Genomic DNA, 12,773 nt, shown 5'->3' with positions numbered 1-12,773 from the left:
CGTCATCTGAGACGTGACGCGCGTTACTAACCGGTCACACAGCGCCTCGCGCCCGCTAATCTCCGGCCGAGAGACGAGAATCAGCGCGCATCAGGGGAGACGCACAGTGGCACGGAAGCTCGCCGTCATCGGAGCCGGTCTCATGGGATCGGGCATCGCCCAGGTCTCCGCCCAGGCGGGCTGGGACGTCGTCCTGCGCGACGTCACCGACGAGGCGCTGCGGCGCGGCACCGACGGCATCAAGGCCTCGTACGACAAGTTCGTCGCCAAGGGCAAGCTCGCAGCCGAGGACGCGGAGGCCGCCCTCGCGCGCATCACGGCGACCACCGATCTGGACGCCGCCGCCGACGCGGACGTCGTCGTCGAGGCCGTCTTCGAGAAGCTCGAGGTCAAGCACGAGATCTTCCGCGCGCTCGACAAGCTGGTGAAGGACGAGGCGATCCTCGCCTCCAACACCTCCGCCATCCCGATCACCAAGATCGCGGCCGTGACCGAGCGCCCCGAGCGGGTCGTCGGCACCCACTTCTTCTCGCCGGTCCCGATGATGCAGTTGTGCGAGCTGGTCCGCGGTCACAAGACCAGCGACGAAACGCTCGCCACCGCCCGGGAGTTCGCCGAGTCCACCGGCAAGACCTGCATCGTCGTCAACCGCGACGTCGCCGGCTTCGTCACCACCCGGCTCATCTCCGCCCTCGTCGTCGAGGCCGCGAAGCTGTACGAGTCGGGCGTCGCCACCGCCGAGGACATCGACCTCGCCTGCAAGCTGGGCTTCGGCCACGCCATGGGACCGCTGGCCACCGCCGACCTCACGGGCGTCGACATCCTGCTGCACGCCACCGGCAACATCTACACCGAGTCCCAGGACGAGAAGTTCGCCCCGCCGGAGCTGATGCGCCGGATGGTGGACGCCGGTGACATCGGCCGCAAGAGCGGGCAGGGCTTCTACAAGCACTGAGGTCGCATCAGCCCCTGGGGACATCACACGGCGGGGTGAATTCGGTATCGGTTCGCTTACAGGCGGCAACCTCCGATCGTTTCGGCCAGTCAGAGGTTGCAACACCTGCTACCGCCGAGAGATCACGACGTACGGCCGCGACGCACAGCCGCGACGCGCAGAGCGCAACGCAGACGAGACGACGAAGAAGACGCACGCCGGGGAGCGCATATGCACATCAGGGGCGACCACGTCGAGCTGGTCGTCGGGGGCCGCCTCGACGTCCGCAGCGCGGCGGACGCCCGTACGGTCCTGCACTCGGCCGTCGACGACGGAGCCGGCGACCTGGTGCTGGACCTGTCCGAACTGGACTCCTGGGACGCCACCGGACTCGGAGTGATCATGGGAGCCCACCGGCGGGCCGGCCGCTGCGGCCGACGGCTGGTGCTGCGCGGTGTACCGCCGCAGATGCAGCGCCTCCTGGTCGCGACCCGGCTGCACCGGATCCTCGCCATCGAGGGCGGCATCGGCGTGGAGACCCTGCCCCGGGTGTGACGCCGCTGACCCGTGTGGCCCGGTGGGCCGGGGAGGCCCGGACACCGCTCGGCGAACCCCCGGCACACGCAATCCTCACGAGACCGTGACGTCTCGGACGGGTCGGTACCCCGGACTGTCGGAGATACTGAGCGAAGGTTTAAGGTCTGGCTGCCCGCCCTTTCGCGACCCACCGGCGGGCCCGGACCAGAAGCGACAGCGCGGTGTGCGGCAAGGCCGGGAGGGTGGTCCCGACCGGGGGACCGGCACACGACGCTTTTGGGGGGCTTGAACCCATGGACCCGAACAACCGGGGACCCGAGGAGCACGGCCACGACGGCGACACGCCGCGCCCGCGCCCGCCCAGGGACTCCCTGACAGCCGACTTCGGACAGCACGCGCCCGCGCTCGCCCGTACGGTGCAGCTCGTCTCCGGCGACTTCCTGCTCACCGTCAACCCCGTCGACGGCAGCGAGATCGAGGTCTGCCCGCCCGCCGAGCGCCCCGCCCGGCCCGAGAAGCTCACCGCCGCCGAACGCGCCGAGGTGAGCCGCAACGCCCGGCCGCCCGTCCCGCCGGGCCCGACCCGCACCGTACTCGGGCTGCTGGCCCGCGACGACGAGCGCGAACGCCTGGTGCGGCTGCTCGCCCGCGGCCGTTCCGTCCGCCTCACCGGCCCGGCGGGCTCCGGCCGCAGCAGCCTCCTCGACGTCGTCGCCGAGGACTGCGCGGGCATCGCGCCCGACGGCGTCATCCGTCTGAGCGGCTTCCACCGCACGGCCGACGACCTCCTCCACGACCTCTTCTACGCCGTCCACCGCGCCCCCCTGCACCGCCCGGACCGCGAGGAACTGCTCGGCCGGCTCCGGGAGGTCGGCGCCGTCGTCGTCCTGGACGACGTCGAGTTCGGCGGCTCCGCCCTGGACGAGCTGCTGGACGCCACCCCCGAGTGCGCCTGGATCTTCGGCGCCACCCCGGACGTGCCCGCACCCTCCACCGACTCGTCCGTCGAGGAGGTCTTCCTCACCGGCCTGGACCGCGCGGACGGCGTGGAACTGCTGGCGCGCGCCGCCGGCCGGACCCTCACCGAGGACGAGGCCAACTGGGCCGGCGACCTCTGGTTCGAGTCCGAGGGCCTGCCGCTGCGCTTCGTCCAGGCCGGTGCCCTGCTGCGCCGGCGCGACCGGCAGCGGGCCGGCGCCGACGCCGTCGACGAGTTCGGCGTCTTCACCGACGCCCGCCCCGACGACGCCGGCCCGGCCGACGACACGCCCTACGACGCCGCCGAGAGCGACGACGCACCCCTGCCGTCCCTCGGCGAGGCCGCGGCGCCCGCCCCGCTGCTAGCCTCCCGGCTCAGCGCCTCGGCCCGCACCGCCCTCGAGCTCGCCGTCGCGCTCGGCGGCGAGGTGCCGCACCAGGCGCACCTGCCCGCACTGGTCGGCGACACCCACGCGGACGCCGCCCTCGGTGAGCTGGCCGACTGCGGACTGGTCTCGCCGGTCGGCTCCCGCTACCGGCTCGCCGCCGGGGTGCTCACCCAGCTGGAGGGCGCCGGGTACGGCGACGGCGCGGGGGAGCGGGCGTCGACCGCCGCCCAGCACTACGCCTGGTGGGCCGGGCACCCCTCGGTCGCCCCGGAGCGGGTCTGCGCCGAGGCCGACGCGGTACTGGCCGCCCTCGCCGTGCTGGTGCCGACGACCACCCCGCCCGCGGACGGCGAGGAGAGCCCTGCCGTCCAGCTGGCCCGCGCCGCGGCGCCCGCGTTCGCCGCCGGGCTGCACTGGAGCGCCTGGGAGCGGGCGCTGCGCTCCGGCGCCGAGGCGTCCCGGCTCGCCGGTGACGTCGCCGAGCAGGCCTACTTCCACCATGAACTCGGCGTCCTCGCGCTGTGCGAGGGACAGCTCGACCGGGCCCGCGCCGAACTGGAAGCCTCCATCGGGCTGCGCGGTGCCCTGTCCGACAAGCGGGGAGCCGTCGCCGGCCGCCGTGCCCTGGCCCTGGTCGCCGACCGCTCCGGGGACACCCCCGGACCGGGCATCGGCGCGGGGGCGTTCGGCGCCCCGGGGGCCGCTGCCGGACTCGGCGTCGTCGGTGTGGGCCTCGGCCTCGGCCCGACCGCGGGGGAGGAGGTGCCCGACGCCCGCAACGAGGAGTCGGTGTCGCCGTCCGCGGGCGTCCCCGCGCCCTTCCCGCCGCTGAAGCCCTCCCCGCAGTCCCCGACCCTGGTCACCAGCCGGGAACCCGCCACGGAGCGGTCCCGGACGGTCGGCGGCGGCATCAAGGGCTTCGCACGGCGCAACCTCGTGGCCGCCGGAGCCGGCGCACTGCTCGTCGCCGTGCTCGGCACGGTGGTGACGCTCGGCGCCACCTCCGAGAACGACGCCGGCAAGCCCTCCGACGAGGTCGGCGTCAACCCGTCGGCCAGCCAGGGCGTCGACGACGGCAGCCTGGGCGCCGACCGGCCGTCGGACGACGGCGCCGCCCCGGGGGACACCGACCGGCCCACCGACCCGGGCCCGGACGGCACCCCCGGCACGTCGGACGACCCGACCCCGAGCGAGTCGGCGCGGCCTTCGGACGACTCGAGTGCCTCGGGCGAGCCCGACGACCCGAGCTCGCCGGACCCGGGCGACTCGGACGAGCCGGACGCCCCGTCGTCGTCCTCCAAGCCGCCCACGACCAGCGACCCGGACCCGGACCCGACCACGCCGAAGCCCACTGACACCGAGCCGGACCCCGACCCCACCACGCCGACCGAAGAGCCCAGCAGCCCCGGCACGCCCACCGAAACGGACCCGCCGGCCCCCTCGACACCGGAGACGTCCAACAGCGCAAGCGGCCCGGGCACACCGCCCGCAGCCGCCGGTTCCCCCGCCGGCAGCCCCTCCACCGCCACGCAGAGCAGCACCGCGAGCACCGGCACGGGATCGGCGACGGGTCAGATCATCTGAGACGGCCCGGACGGGTCGGATCACCTGAGACGAACATCGGGAGGGTTGGGTCCGCTCCGCGGACCCAACCCTCCCGATGTGGTACGTGACGCCCGCTCAGAACAGCCGCAGCTTGTCGTCCTCGATGCCCCGCAGGGCGTCGTAGTCCAGCACCTGGCAGCCGATCCCGCGGTCCGTGGCGAGCACGCGGGCCTGCGGCTTGATCTCCTGGGCGGCGAAGACGCCGCGCACCGGGGCGAGGTGGGGATCACGGTTCAACAGCTCGAGGTAGCGCGTGAGTTGTTCCACGCCGTCGATCTCGCCGCGCCGCTTGATTTCGACCGCGACGGTCCCGCCCTCGGCGTCCCGGCACAGGATGTCGACGGGGCCGATGGCGGTCATGTACTCGCGGCGGATGAGGGTGTAGCCCTCGCCGAGCGTCTCGATGCGGTCGGCGAGCAGCTCCTGGAGGTGCGCTTCCACGCCGTCCTTGATCAGGCCCGGGTCGACGCCCAGCTCGTGCGAGGAGTCGTGGAGGACCTCCTCCATCGTGATGATGAGCTTCTCGCCCGCCTTGTTGACGACGGTCCAGACGCCCTCCTCGTCGCCCGTGCCCTCCTTGAGCGTGCAGGGCGGCGACATCCAGTTGAGGGGCTTGTAGGCCCGGTCGTCGGCGTGGATCGAGACGCTGCCGTCCGCCTTGACCAGGATCAGGCGGGGAGCCGAGGGAAGATGGGCGGTGAGCCGCCCGGCGTAGTCGACCGAGCAGCGGGCAATGACGAGACGCATGGTCGGCAACGCTACTCGACGCGCCCCGCCCGACGCGATTCGCCCGTGCCGGGGCGACCGCGCGCTCCGTCCCACTTGCCCTATTGGCACCGTCTTGCTCACTGGCCGATTGTGTGCCTATCGGGTGGTGCCCATCTAGGCATTCTCCTAGTGCGGTCACGATCGGTTGCTTACGGTATTGAACGGGAGGTCGCGAGGTGTGTACGCAGCGTGTTCGGAATCGCGCACTCCCCTAACTGTCCGGCAACCCCTGTCAGTCGGGGGTGCGAGAGGAGAACCCATGTCGCTCGACGTCTCACCGGCCCTACTCGAACAGGCCGAGCGAGGCGAGGTCGACGAAGCAGCATTCGTCGACTGCGTCCGGACTTCCCTGCCTTACGCATGGGAGATGGTCAGCTCCCTGGTGGCACAGCTGAAGGTCGACGGCGGTGCGTTCGCCGACAACCAGACGCCCCCGCCGGACGAGCAGGCGCGCGGCCAGCTGCTGCGTGCGCTGGCGAGTGACGCCATACGCGGTGCACTGCAGCGGCACTTCGGTGTGCGGCTGGCCTTCCAGAACTGCCACCGGGTGGCGGTGTTCCCGTTGGACTCCTCCGTCGACGAGACGCTGACCCGTTTCACCTCGGTACGCAGCCAGGTGCTGAACCAGTCGCCCGAGTTCCGCGACTGCTGACGACGATCGTTCGCTTGCCGCTCCGTACGCGGGAGGTGCTGTTCGTACCGGAGCGGCAGGCTCGCCGCCGGCTCCCTCAGCCGAGCTGGGGGAGCACCTCGACCCCGAGCCGCCGTACGTTCTCCTCGGTCGCGGCGAGGTCCCCTGACCCCTCGACGAGGAGGGCGAAGCGGTCGATGCCGGTGCGCTCGCCGGTCGCCGCGAGCCGGTCGGCGCACAGGCGGGGCGTGCCGACCGGGTGCAGTCCGCAGAGGAGTTCGGTGTAGGCGTACGGGTCGCGCATCCGCCGGGCGCGGCCGTCCACCGTGACGTGGGCGCCCAGCCCCTGACGCAGCCAGCCCGGCATGGCCTTGAGCAGGGTCTCGGCCGCGTCCGTGCGCCGGTCGGCGATCTGGCAGACGCCGGCCGACACATGGGCGGCGCCGTGGATCTCGTCCGACGGCCGCCCGGCGGCCCGGGCGTGCTGCCGCCACAGGGCGATCATCTCGGCCTTCTCTTCGTCGCCGACGTGCATCCCGAGCAGCATCGGCAGCCCCCGCTCGGCCGCCGTGCGCACGCTCGAGGGGGACGTGCAGGCGACGACGACCTCCGGACCCGGTTCCTCCGTCAGGGACTCCGAGGGGCGCGGGACGACGGGCACTTCGCGGAACCGGAAGCGGTCCCCGCAGGCGCCGACGGCCGGTTCGCGCAGCCAGCGCACCAGCAGATCGAGTGACTCCGGGAACTGCTTCTCGTACGCCTCGAGGCTCGCGCCGAACACCTCCAGGTCGACCCACGGGCCACCCCGGCCGACGCCCAGCGTGAACCGGCCGCCGGACGTGACGTGCAGCAGCGCGGCCTGTTCGCCGAGCGCGACGGGGTGGGCGGTGGGCAGCACGCTGACCGCGGTGCCGACCCGGATGCGGCGGGTGCGTCCCAGCAGCAGCGCGGCCAGGGTCACCGCCGATGGGCAGGTGCCGTACGGGACGAAGTGGTGTTCGGCCAGCCAGACCGCGTCCAGCCCCGCCTCCTCGGCGACCTCGGCCGAGCGGACCGCGCGGTGCAGCGCCTCCCCGTGACCCTGGCCCGGGAACTGGGCGCCCAACACGAAACATCCAACGCGCATTGCTCTTCCTGCTTCCTCGGCTCCGACACGGAGCTCCCCCGGAGGGCATAACCGTCTGACACGTGCCGAGGACACGGTCGGGCGAAGGGATTTGCGGATTGTCTGCAGAATCGGCCGTCATGGTGGACGCCGACGGCCCCCGCGGGGATCCGCACGGGGCAGTTGTGATGATTGGCGCCGTACGCGTACCCCGGCCCGTCCCGCGTAGGCTGGACGCGGCCCCTACTCCCTGTATAGCTCCGTGAGGTGTCCTGTGTCCCCGCGTCGCAACCGACCCAAGGGAACCGGTTCGTCCGGCCGCAGCGCCGAGGACGACGGCTCCGGGCGCTACGGCGGCTGGCAGTCGTCGGAGAGCTGGCGGGGCGAGGACTGGAGCGTACGGCACGTGGCGGGCGCGAGCGCACAGGGGAAGTCGTACCGTTGCCCGGGCTGCGACCAACTGATCCCGGACGGCGTCCCGCACGTGGTGGCCTGGCCGGCGCACTCGGGCGTCGACGAGCGCCGCCACTGGCACAAGTCCTGCTGGAACGCGAAGGACCGCCGCACCACGCGGGTGCAGCGGTCCCGTAACGCGCCGAGGTTCTGAGGGCCGGCTACACGTCCCGCTTCTCCAGCAGGGCGAAGGCGCCGGCGAACGCGACCGCCGTCACGCCGAGCATGATCCACAGCGGGTCCCAGCCGGACGGGCCGGAGTCGCTGAGCGAGTTGGCGTAGAAGACGCTCATCTGGTTCGGGATCGAGTACTCGAACAGCGCCTGCTGCACGTCCCTCAGGGACTCCGAGAACATGAACAGCGCGATCACCAGCGGGGCGAGCAGGGCCCCGATCATGATGGTGATGGCGCCCGCCGAGTGGCGGATGATCGAGCCGATGGCCAGCGACAGCATGCCGAGCAGCGCCACGTAGAGCGAGACGCCGACGGTGCCTTTCAGCCACTCGCTACCGGTGGGCTCGCCGGCCCCGCTGCCCTCCAGCATGGTCACGTGCATCAGGCCGACGAGTGTGGCGGACACCAGGGTCACCACGAACGCCACGAGGAAGAACACGATCGCCTTGGCCGCGAGGACCCGGCCGCGGCTCGGGCATGCGGTCATCGTGGTGCGCACCATGCCGGTGCCGTACTCCGAGGCGGTGGTCAGCACACCGAGGGTGATCAGGCAGATGCTGCCGAGCAGCAGTCCGAAGAAGCCGAGGGCGAGCGGGCTCTCGCCGTCCACGACGGTGTCCGAACTGGCCACCACCGCGCCGGTGAGCAGGCCCAGGCCGAGGACCAGGAGGACGAACACGCCCAGCGTCCACATCGTCGAGCGCACCGACTTGATCTTCGTCCACTCGGAGGCGATCGCGTGCCCGAGGTGCGTGCGCACCACCGGGATCGGCGACGTGTACGTGGGGTAGGGCGAACCGGGCGCCGCCTGCCAGTCTGGCGCGGCCTGCGGCATCGGGGGCTGGGGCGTGCTCATCGGGCGTCCTCGGACTCGGTCGGGTCGGTGACGGGCGCGGGGGAGGGCTGCTGGACCGGCTGTGCCCGCGGGGGCTGCTGCGCCGCGTACGGGTTGGCGGGCTGTCCGCCCGGCAGCGCGCCGGGCGCCGCCGGGGCACCGTACGGTCCCGCCGGGGCCTGACCCGGCGCGCCCTGCGGCGCCGCGAAGGGCTGACCGCCCTGCTGGGGCGGCGGCGGGGCGTACCAGCCGGGCTGGCCCTGCCCGGGCACCGGCATAGGCGGCTGCGCGCCGGGCGGCAGCGGCTGCTGGAGCCCCGCCTTCTGGTCGTCGGTCGACCGGTAGTCGACGGCGCCCTGCGTCATCCGCATGTACGCCTCCTCCAGCGAGGCCTGGTGCGGCGACAGCTCCCACAGCCGTACGTCGGTGTCGTGCGCGATGTCGCTGATCCGGGGGAGCGCCAGCCCGGTCACCCGCAGCGCGCCGTCCTGCTCGGGCAGCACGTGCCCGCCCGCCTCGGTCAGCGCCGACGTCAGCTTCTCGCGCAGCTGCGGCTCCGTGTCCGGCGTCCGCACCCGTGCGAAGTCGGCGGAGTTGGCCGAGATGAAGTCCGTCACGCTCATGTCGGCCAGCAACTGGCCCCGACCGATGACGATCAGGTGGTCGGCGGTCAGCGCCATCTCGCTCATCAGGTGCGAGGAGACGAAGACCGTACGGCCCTCCGCAGCGAGCGTCTTCATCAGGTTGCGCACCCAGTGGATGCCCTCGGGGTCGAGGCCGTTGACCGGTTCGTCGAAGAGCAGCACCTGGGGGTCGCCGAGCAGGGCCGCGGCGATGCCGAGCCGCTGGCCCATGCCGAGCGAGAACCCCTTGGAGCGCCGCTTGGCCACGTCCTGGAGGCCGACCACGCCGAGCACCTCGTCCACGCGCCGGGCCGGGATGCCCGAGAGCTGGGCCAGGCTCAGCAGGTGGTTGCGGGCGGACCGGCCGCCGTGCACCGCCTTGGCGTCGAGCAGAGCGCCCACCTGACGGGGGGCGTTCGGCAGCTTGCGGTACGGGTGGCCGCCGATCGTGACGCTTCCCGCGGTGGGGTTGTCCAGGCCGAGGATCATGCGCATCGTCGTCGACTTGCCCGAGCCGTTGGGCCCGAGGAAGCCGGTGACGGCGCCTGGCCGCACCTGGAAGGACAGATTGTGCACTGCGGTCTTGTCGCCGTAGCGCTTGGTCAGGCCGACAGCCTCGATCATGCTCCGCACCCATCGGAAGGTTCAGGACAGCAGGGCGCACGCCCCCGTAAGGGTTAGGAGGATATCGAGGCGCTGACGGTTCCGTTCAAGCCCGGGCAAAATCCGACGCCCCGTGAAACCCGCGGGACAGACCCTAAGCGTCCCGCCTCTTCAGCACCACGTACCCGCCGACGAGGGCCGCGATCACCCACAATGCCATGATCCCGAGTCCGCCCCACGGCCCGTACGGCACGTCGTCGTCGAGCGGCGTGACCACCTGCATGATCTTGCTGCCGGCCTGGTCGGGCAGGAACCGGCCGACCTTCTCCGTGGCCGGGACGTTGCCCAGGATGTTGGAGATCAGGAAGAAGAACGGCATCAGGATGCCCAGGGACAGCATCGGCGAGCGCAGCATCGCCGCGACGCCCATCGAGAACATCGCGATGAGCGTCATGTAGAGCCCACCGCCGATGACCGCGCGCAGCACTCCCGGGTCGCCGATCGACGCCTTGAGGTCGCCGAGCATCGCCTGTCCGAGGAAGAAGGTGGCGAAGCTGGTGATCATGCTGACGACCAGTGCGAGGGCGGTGGCCACCGCGATCTTGCTGAACAGGAAGGTGCCGCGCTTCGGCACGGCGGCCAGCGAGGTGCGGATCATGCCGGTGCTGTACTCGTTCGCCACCACCAGCACGCCGAACACGATCATCGCCAACTGGCCGAGACTCGTCCCGGCGAAGCTGATGAAGGTCGGGTCGAAGGTGAGCTGGTCCTCCCGGCCCATGGTGTCGAACTCGCTCTTCGACAGCGCCGAGATCAGCATGCCGAGGGCGATCGTGACGACCACGGCGAGGCCCAGCGTCCACACCGTGGACGCCACCGACCGGATCTTGGTCCACTCGGACCGGACGACCTGTGTCGCCGCCATGCTCATCCCTTCCTCCAGTCGCTGCCCCACTGCTGTTGCTGTTGCTGTTGCTGTTGCTGCTGCGGCACCGGACCGGCCGGCTGCCCGTCGTGCGCGTGGTACTCCACCGACTCCGCCGTCAGCTGCATGAACGCCTCCTCCAGCGAGGCCCGCTGCGGGCTCAGCTCGTGCAGCACCACCTGGTGCCGTGCCGCCAGTTCACCGACGGCCTCCGCCTTGTCGCCGTCCACCTCCAGCACCTCGGCGCCGGGCTCCACGACCGTGATGCCTTCGCCGTGCAGCATGTCGAGCAGCCGCTCGCGCTGCGGGGTGCGGATGCGGACGTAGCTGCGTGAGTTCTCCGCGATGAAGTCGGCCATCGAGGTGTCCGCCAGCAACCTGCCCTGGCCGATTACCACCAGGTGGTCCGCCGTCAGTGCCATCTCGCTCATCAGGTGGGAGGAGACGAAGACAGTACGGCCCTGGGAGGCCAGTGTCTTCATCAGGTTGCGGATCCAGTGGATGCCCTCGGGGTCGAGCCCGTTGACCGGTTCGTCGAACATCAGGATCCGTGGGTCGCCCAGCAGCGCCGCGGCGATGCCCAGCCGCTGGCCCATGCCGAGCGAGAACCCCTTCGTCTTCTTCTTGGCCACCGCCGTGAGTCCGACCGTGTCCAGGACCTCATGCACCCGCCGCGACGGGATGCCGTTGCTCTGCGCGAGGCACAGCAGGTGGTTGTAGGCGCTGCGCCCGCCGTGCCAGGCCTTGGCCTCCAGCAACGCGCCGATGTACGTCAGCGGGTCCTTGAGCTGGTCGTAGTGCTTGCCGTCGATCCGGACGTCCCCGGCCGTCGGTCGGTCCAGGCCCAGCACCATGCGCATGGTGGTCGACTTGCCCGCGCCGTTGGGGCCGAGGAACCCCGTGATGATGCCCGGTCTGACGGTGAAGGAGAGATTGTTGACCGCCACCTTCTCGCCGTACCGCTTGGTCAGCCCCTCGAGCTCGATCATGCGCCCACGCTAGAACGGGACGAAGCCCTCTGCCACCCCGGTGACAGAAGGCTTCGTCCGTGTTCCGTGCTTGTCCGGCCGGCGTACGCCCCGCGTCAGCGGGACTGCTGGGCCGGCACCCCGCGGGAGACCGGCTCTTCGTCGGCCGGGGTGCCGGCGGCGGCCACCGCGGCGCCCGTGAGGGTCGCCAGCATCTCGCGCACGTTGGTCAGCTGCGCGTTGATGGAGTCGCGGCGGTTGGTGAGGGCGGCGAGCTCGCGCTCCGATTCCGAACGGATGCGGTCGGCCTTGGCGTTGGCGTCGGCCACGATGTCCTCGGCCTGGCGCTGCGCCGTCTCGACGGTCTGGCGGGCGCGGCGCTCGGCGTCCGTGCGCAGCTTCTCCGCCTCCAGGCGCAGCTGCTCCGCGCGGTGCTCGATCTCCGCGAGCCGCTTCTCGGCCTTGGCCTGACGGGAGGCCAGATCGCGCTCGGACTGCTCGCGGCGCTTGGCGAGGTTCGTCTCGAAGTCGGCGGCGGCCTGTGCGGCCTTCGCGCGGGTCTCCTCGAAGAGGGCGTCCGCCTCCTCGCGCTTGGACTGCGCGTCCTTCTGCGCCTCGGAGCGCAGCTGGGCGGCGTCGCCCTTGGCCTGCTCGACGATCCGGACGCCCTCGTCCTCGGCCTTGGCCTTGCGCTCCGCGGCGTACGACTCCGCGTCGTTGCGCACCTGCTGGGCCGACGACTCGGCGAGCTCGCGGTGCTGCTCGGCCGCGCGCCGGGCCTCCTCGCGCAGGTCCTTCGCCTCTTCCTCGGCGAGGCGCAGGATCTTCTCGACCCGGGCACCGAGACCGGCGTACGACGGCTCTGCGTCGTTGACCTGGGCCTGGGCGTTCTGGGTCTCGAGGTGGAGCTCCTCGATGCGCTTCTCCAGAGCGGTGATGCGGGCGAGAGCGCTGTCACGGTCGGAGACGAGCTTGGAGATGCGTTCGTCCACCTGAGCGCGGTCGTACCCACGCCGCACAAGCTCGAAGCCGTAGGGGGAAGTGTCGCTCATGGGGTTCCTGTCGAAAGAGACCGGGTGAGGTGATAGAGGGAATCCTAGGCGCCGATGCGGTGTGTCATCGAGCGGATGCACGTTTGATACGGAGAATGACACCTCTTTCGAGTGGCTGACACGCGGACGACTTGCAAATGTTCTGGTCAAGGTTTCGTCCCGGCGCACGCCAAAGGTTCCAGCAGACACCGA

Annotated in this window: 12 protein-coding genes; 5 read left to right on the top strand and 7 right to left on the bottom strand. The window is 71.5% G+C overall.

The window, feature by feature from the left end; genetic code table 11:
* The first annotated feature begins 106 nt into the window (after positions 1–106).
* From IE142_RS18130 to IE142_RS18120, 3 genes are all read left to right on the top strand, one after another.
* On the top strand, positions 107–955 hold the full coding sequence (locus IE142_RS18130) for a 3-hydroxyacyl-CoA dehydrogenase family protein (protein ID WP_191886753.1): 849 nt from the start codon (positions 107–109) through the stop codon (positions 953–955).
* Between the two features lie 210 nt (positions 956–1,165).
* Positions 1,166–1,489: an STAS domain-containing protein gene (locus tag IE142_RS18125; RefSeq protein WP_087807203.1), complete on the top strand. Its 324-nt coding sequence runs from the start codon at positions 1,166–1,168 to the stop codon at positions 1,487–1,489.
* 275 nt (positions 1,490–1,764) lie between these two features.
* Positions 1,765–4,422, top strand: a complete 2,658-nt coding sequence (locus IE142_RS18120; protein WP_191886752.1) for an ATP-binding protein — start codon at positions 1,765–1,767, stop codon at positions 4,420–4,422.
* A gap of 96 nt (positions 4,423–4,518) precedes the next feature.
* Here the strand turns inward: IE142_RS18120 and nucS are convergent, their stop codons facing one another.
* Positions 4,519–5,190: an endonuclease NucS gene (nucS, locus tag IE142_RS18115; protein ID WP_043379825.1), complete on the bottom strand. Its 672-nt coding sequence runs from the start codon at positions 5,188–5,190 to the stop codon at positions 4,519–4,521.
* 280 nt (positions 5,191–5,470) lie between these two features.
* On the opposite strand from nucS, the gene IE142_RS18110 reads away from it, so the two are divergent.
* Positions 5,471–5,863 (top strand): SCO5389 family protein, encoded by a 393-nt coding sequence (locus IE142_RS18110; protein WP_019326839.1) that lies wholly within the window; start codon positions 5,471–5,473, stop codon positions 5,861–5,863.
* Positions 5,864–5,939: 76 nt separating this feature from the next.
* On the opposite strand, the gene IE142_RS18105 is transcribed toward IE142_RS18110, so the two are convergent.
* Positions 5,940–6,968 (bottom strand): LLM class flavin-dependent oxidoreductase, encoded by a 1,029-nt coding sequence (locus tag IE142_RS18105; RefSeq protein ID WP_191886751.1) that lies wholly within the window; start codon positions 6,966–6,968, stop codon positions 5,940–5,942.
* Between the two features lie 253 nt (positions 6,969–7,221).
* Here IE142_RS18105 and IE142_RS18100 point away from each other — a divergent pair, with 253 nt between their 5' ends.
* A complete protein-coding gene (locus IE142_RS18100; RefSeq protein ID WP_191886750.1) occupies positions 7,222–7,554 on the top strand; it encodes an Rv1322 family protein in 333 nt (110 codons plus the stop codon).
* A gap of 7 nt (positions 7,555–7,561) precedes the next feature.
* Here the strand turns inward: IE142_RS18100 and IE142_RS18095 are convergent, their stop codons facing one another.
* The 5 genes from IE142_RS18095 to IE142_RS18075 form a co-directional block, all read right to left on the bottom strand.
* Positions 7,562–8,431: an ABC-2 transporter permease gene (locus tag IE142_RS18095; RefSeq protein ID WP_191886749.1), complete on the bottom strand. Its 870-nt coding sequence runs from the start codon at positions 8,429–8,431 to the stop codon at positions 7,562–7,564.
* A complete protein-coding gene (locus IE142_RS18090; protein WP_191886748.1) occupies positions 8,428–9,657 on the bottom strand; it encodes an ABC transporter ATP-binding protein in 1,230 nt (409 codons plus the stop codon). Before IE142_RS18090 ends, IE142_RS18095 begins: the two co-directional genes overlap by 4 nt.
* A 133-nt stretch (positions 9,658–9,790) precedes the next feature.
* The gene (locus IE142_RS18085; RefSeq protein ID WP_191886747.1) at positions 9,791–10,567 is read right to left on the bottom strand and encodes an ABC transporter permease; all 777 of its coding nucleotides are present in this window, start codon (positions 10,565–10,567) and stop codon (positions 9,791–9,793) included.
* Positions 10,564–11,550 (bottom strand): ABC transporter ATP-binding protein, encoded by a 987-nt coding sequence (locus tag IE142_RS18080; protein WP_191886746.1) that lies wholly within the window; start codon positions 11,548–11,550, stop codon positions 10,564–10,566. The genes IE142_RS18085 and IE142_RS18080 overlap by 4 nt, the downstream gene beginning before the upstream one ends.
* Positions 11,551–11,645: 95 nt before the next feature.
* Positions 11,646–12,581, bottom strand: coding sequence for a coiled-coil domain-containing protein (locus tag IE142_RS18075; RefSeq protein WP_043379810.1), 936 nt, complete (start codon positions 12,579–12,581; stop codon positions 11,646–11,648).
* Between the last annotated feature and the right edge of the window lie 192 nt (positions 12,582–12,773).

Source organism: Streptomyces mutabilis (genome assembly GCF_014649815.1).
Classification (GTDB): domain Bacteria; phylum Actinomycetota; class Actinomycetes; order Streptomycetales; family Streptomycetaceae; genus Streptomyces; species Streptomyces mutabilis.
Note: the sequence above shows the minus strand (reverse complement) of the source record. Positions and strands in the feature narration are given on the sequence as shown.

Excerpts from the sequence above, each read along its gene's own strand:
- IE142_RS18125 (WP_087807203.1), top strand. The coding sequence starts at position 1,166 with ATGCACATCAGGGGCGACCACGTCGAGCTGGTCGTCGGGGGCCGCCTC.
- IE142_RS18120 (WP_191886752.1), top strand. The coding sequence starts at position 1,765 with ATGGACCCGAACAACCGGGGACCCGAGGAGCACGGCCACGACGGCGAC.
- nucS (WP_043379825.1), bottom strand. The coding sequence starts at position 5,190 with ATGCGTCTCGTCATTGCCCGCTGCTCGGTCGACTACGCCGGGCGGCTC.
- IE142_RS18110 (WP_019326839.1), top strand. The coding sequence starts at position 5,471 with ATGTCGCTCGACGTCTCACCGGCCCTACTCGAACAGGCCGAGCGAGGC.
- IE142_RS18105 (WP_191886751.1), bottom strand. The coding sequence starts at position 6,968 with ATGCGCGTTGGATGTTTCGTGTTGGGCGCCCAGTTCCCGGGCCAGGGT.
- IE142_RS18095 (WP_191886749.1), bottom strand. The coding sequence starts at position 8,431 with ATGAGCACGCCCCAGCCCCCGATGCCGCAGGCCGCGCCAGACTGGCAG.
- IE142_RS18090 (WP_191886748.1), bottom strand. The coding sequence starts at position 9,657 with ATGATCGAGGCTGTCGGCCTGACCAAGCGCTACGGCGACAAGACCGCA.
- IE142_RS18085 (WP_191886747.1), bottom strand. The coding sequence starts at position 10,567 with ATGAGCATGGCGGCGACACAGGTCGTCCGGTCCGAGTGGACCAAGATC.
- IE142_RS18080 (WP_191886746.1), bottom strand. The coding sequence starts at position 11,550 with ATGATCGAGCTCGAGGGGCTGACCAAGCGGTACGGCGAGAAGGTGGCG.
- IE142_RS18075 (WP_043379810.1), bottom strand. The coding sequence starts at position 12,581 with ATGAGCGACACTTCCCCCTACGGCTTCGAGCTTGTGCGGCGTGGGTAC.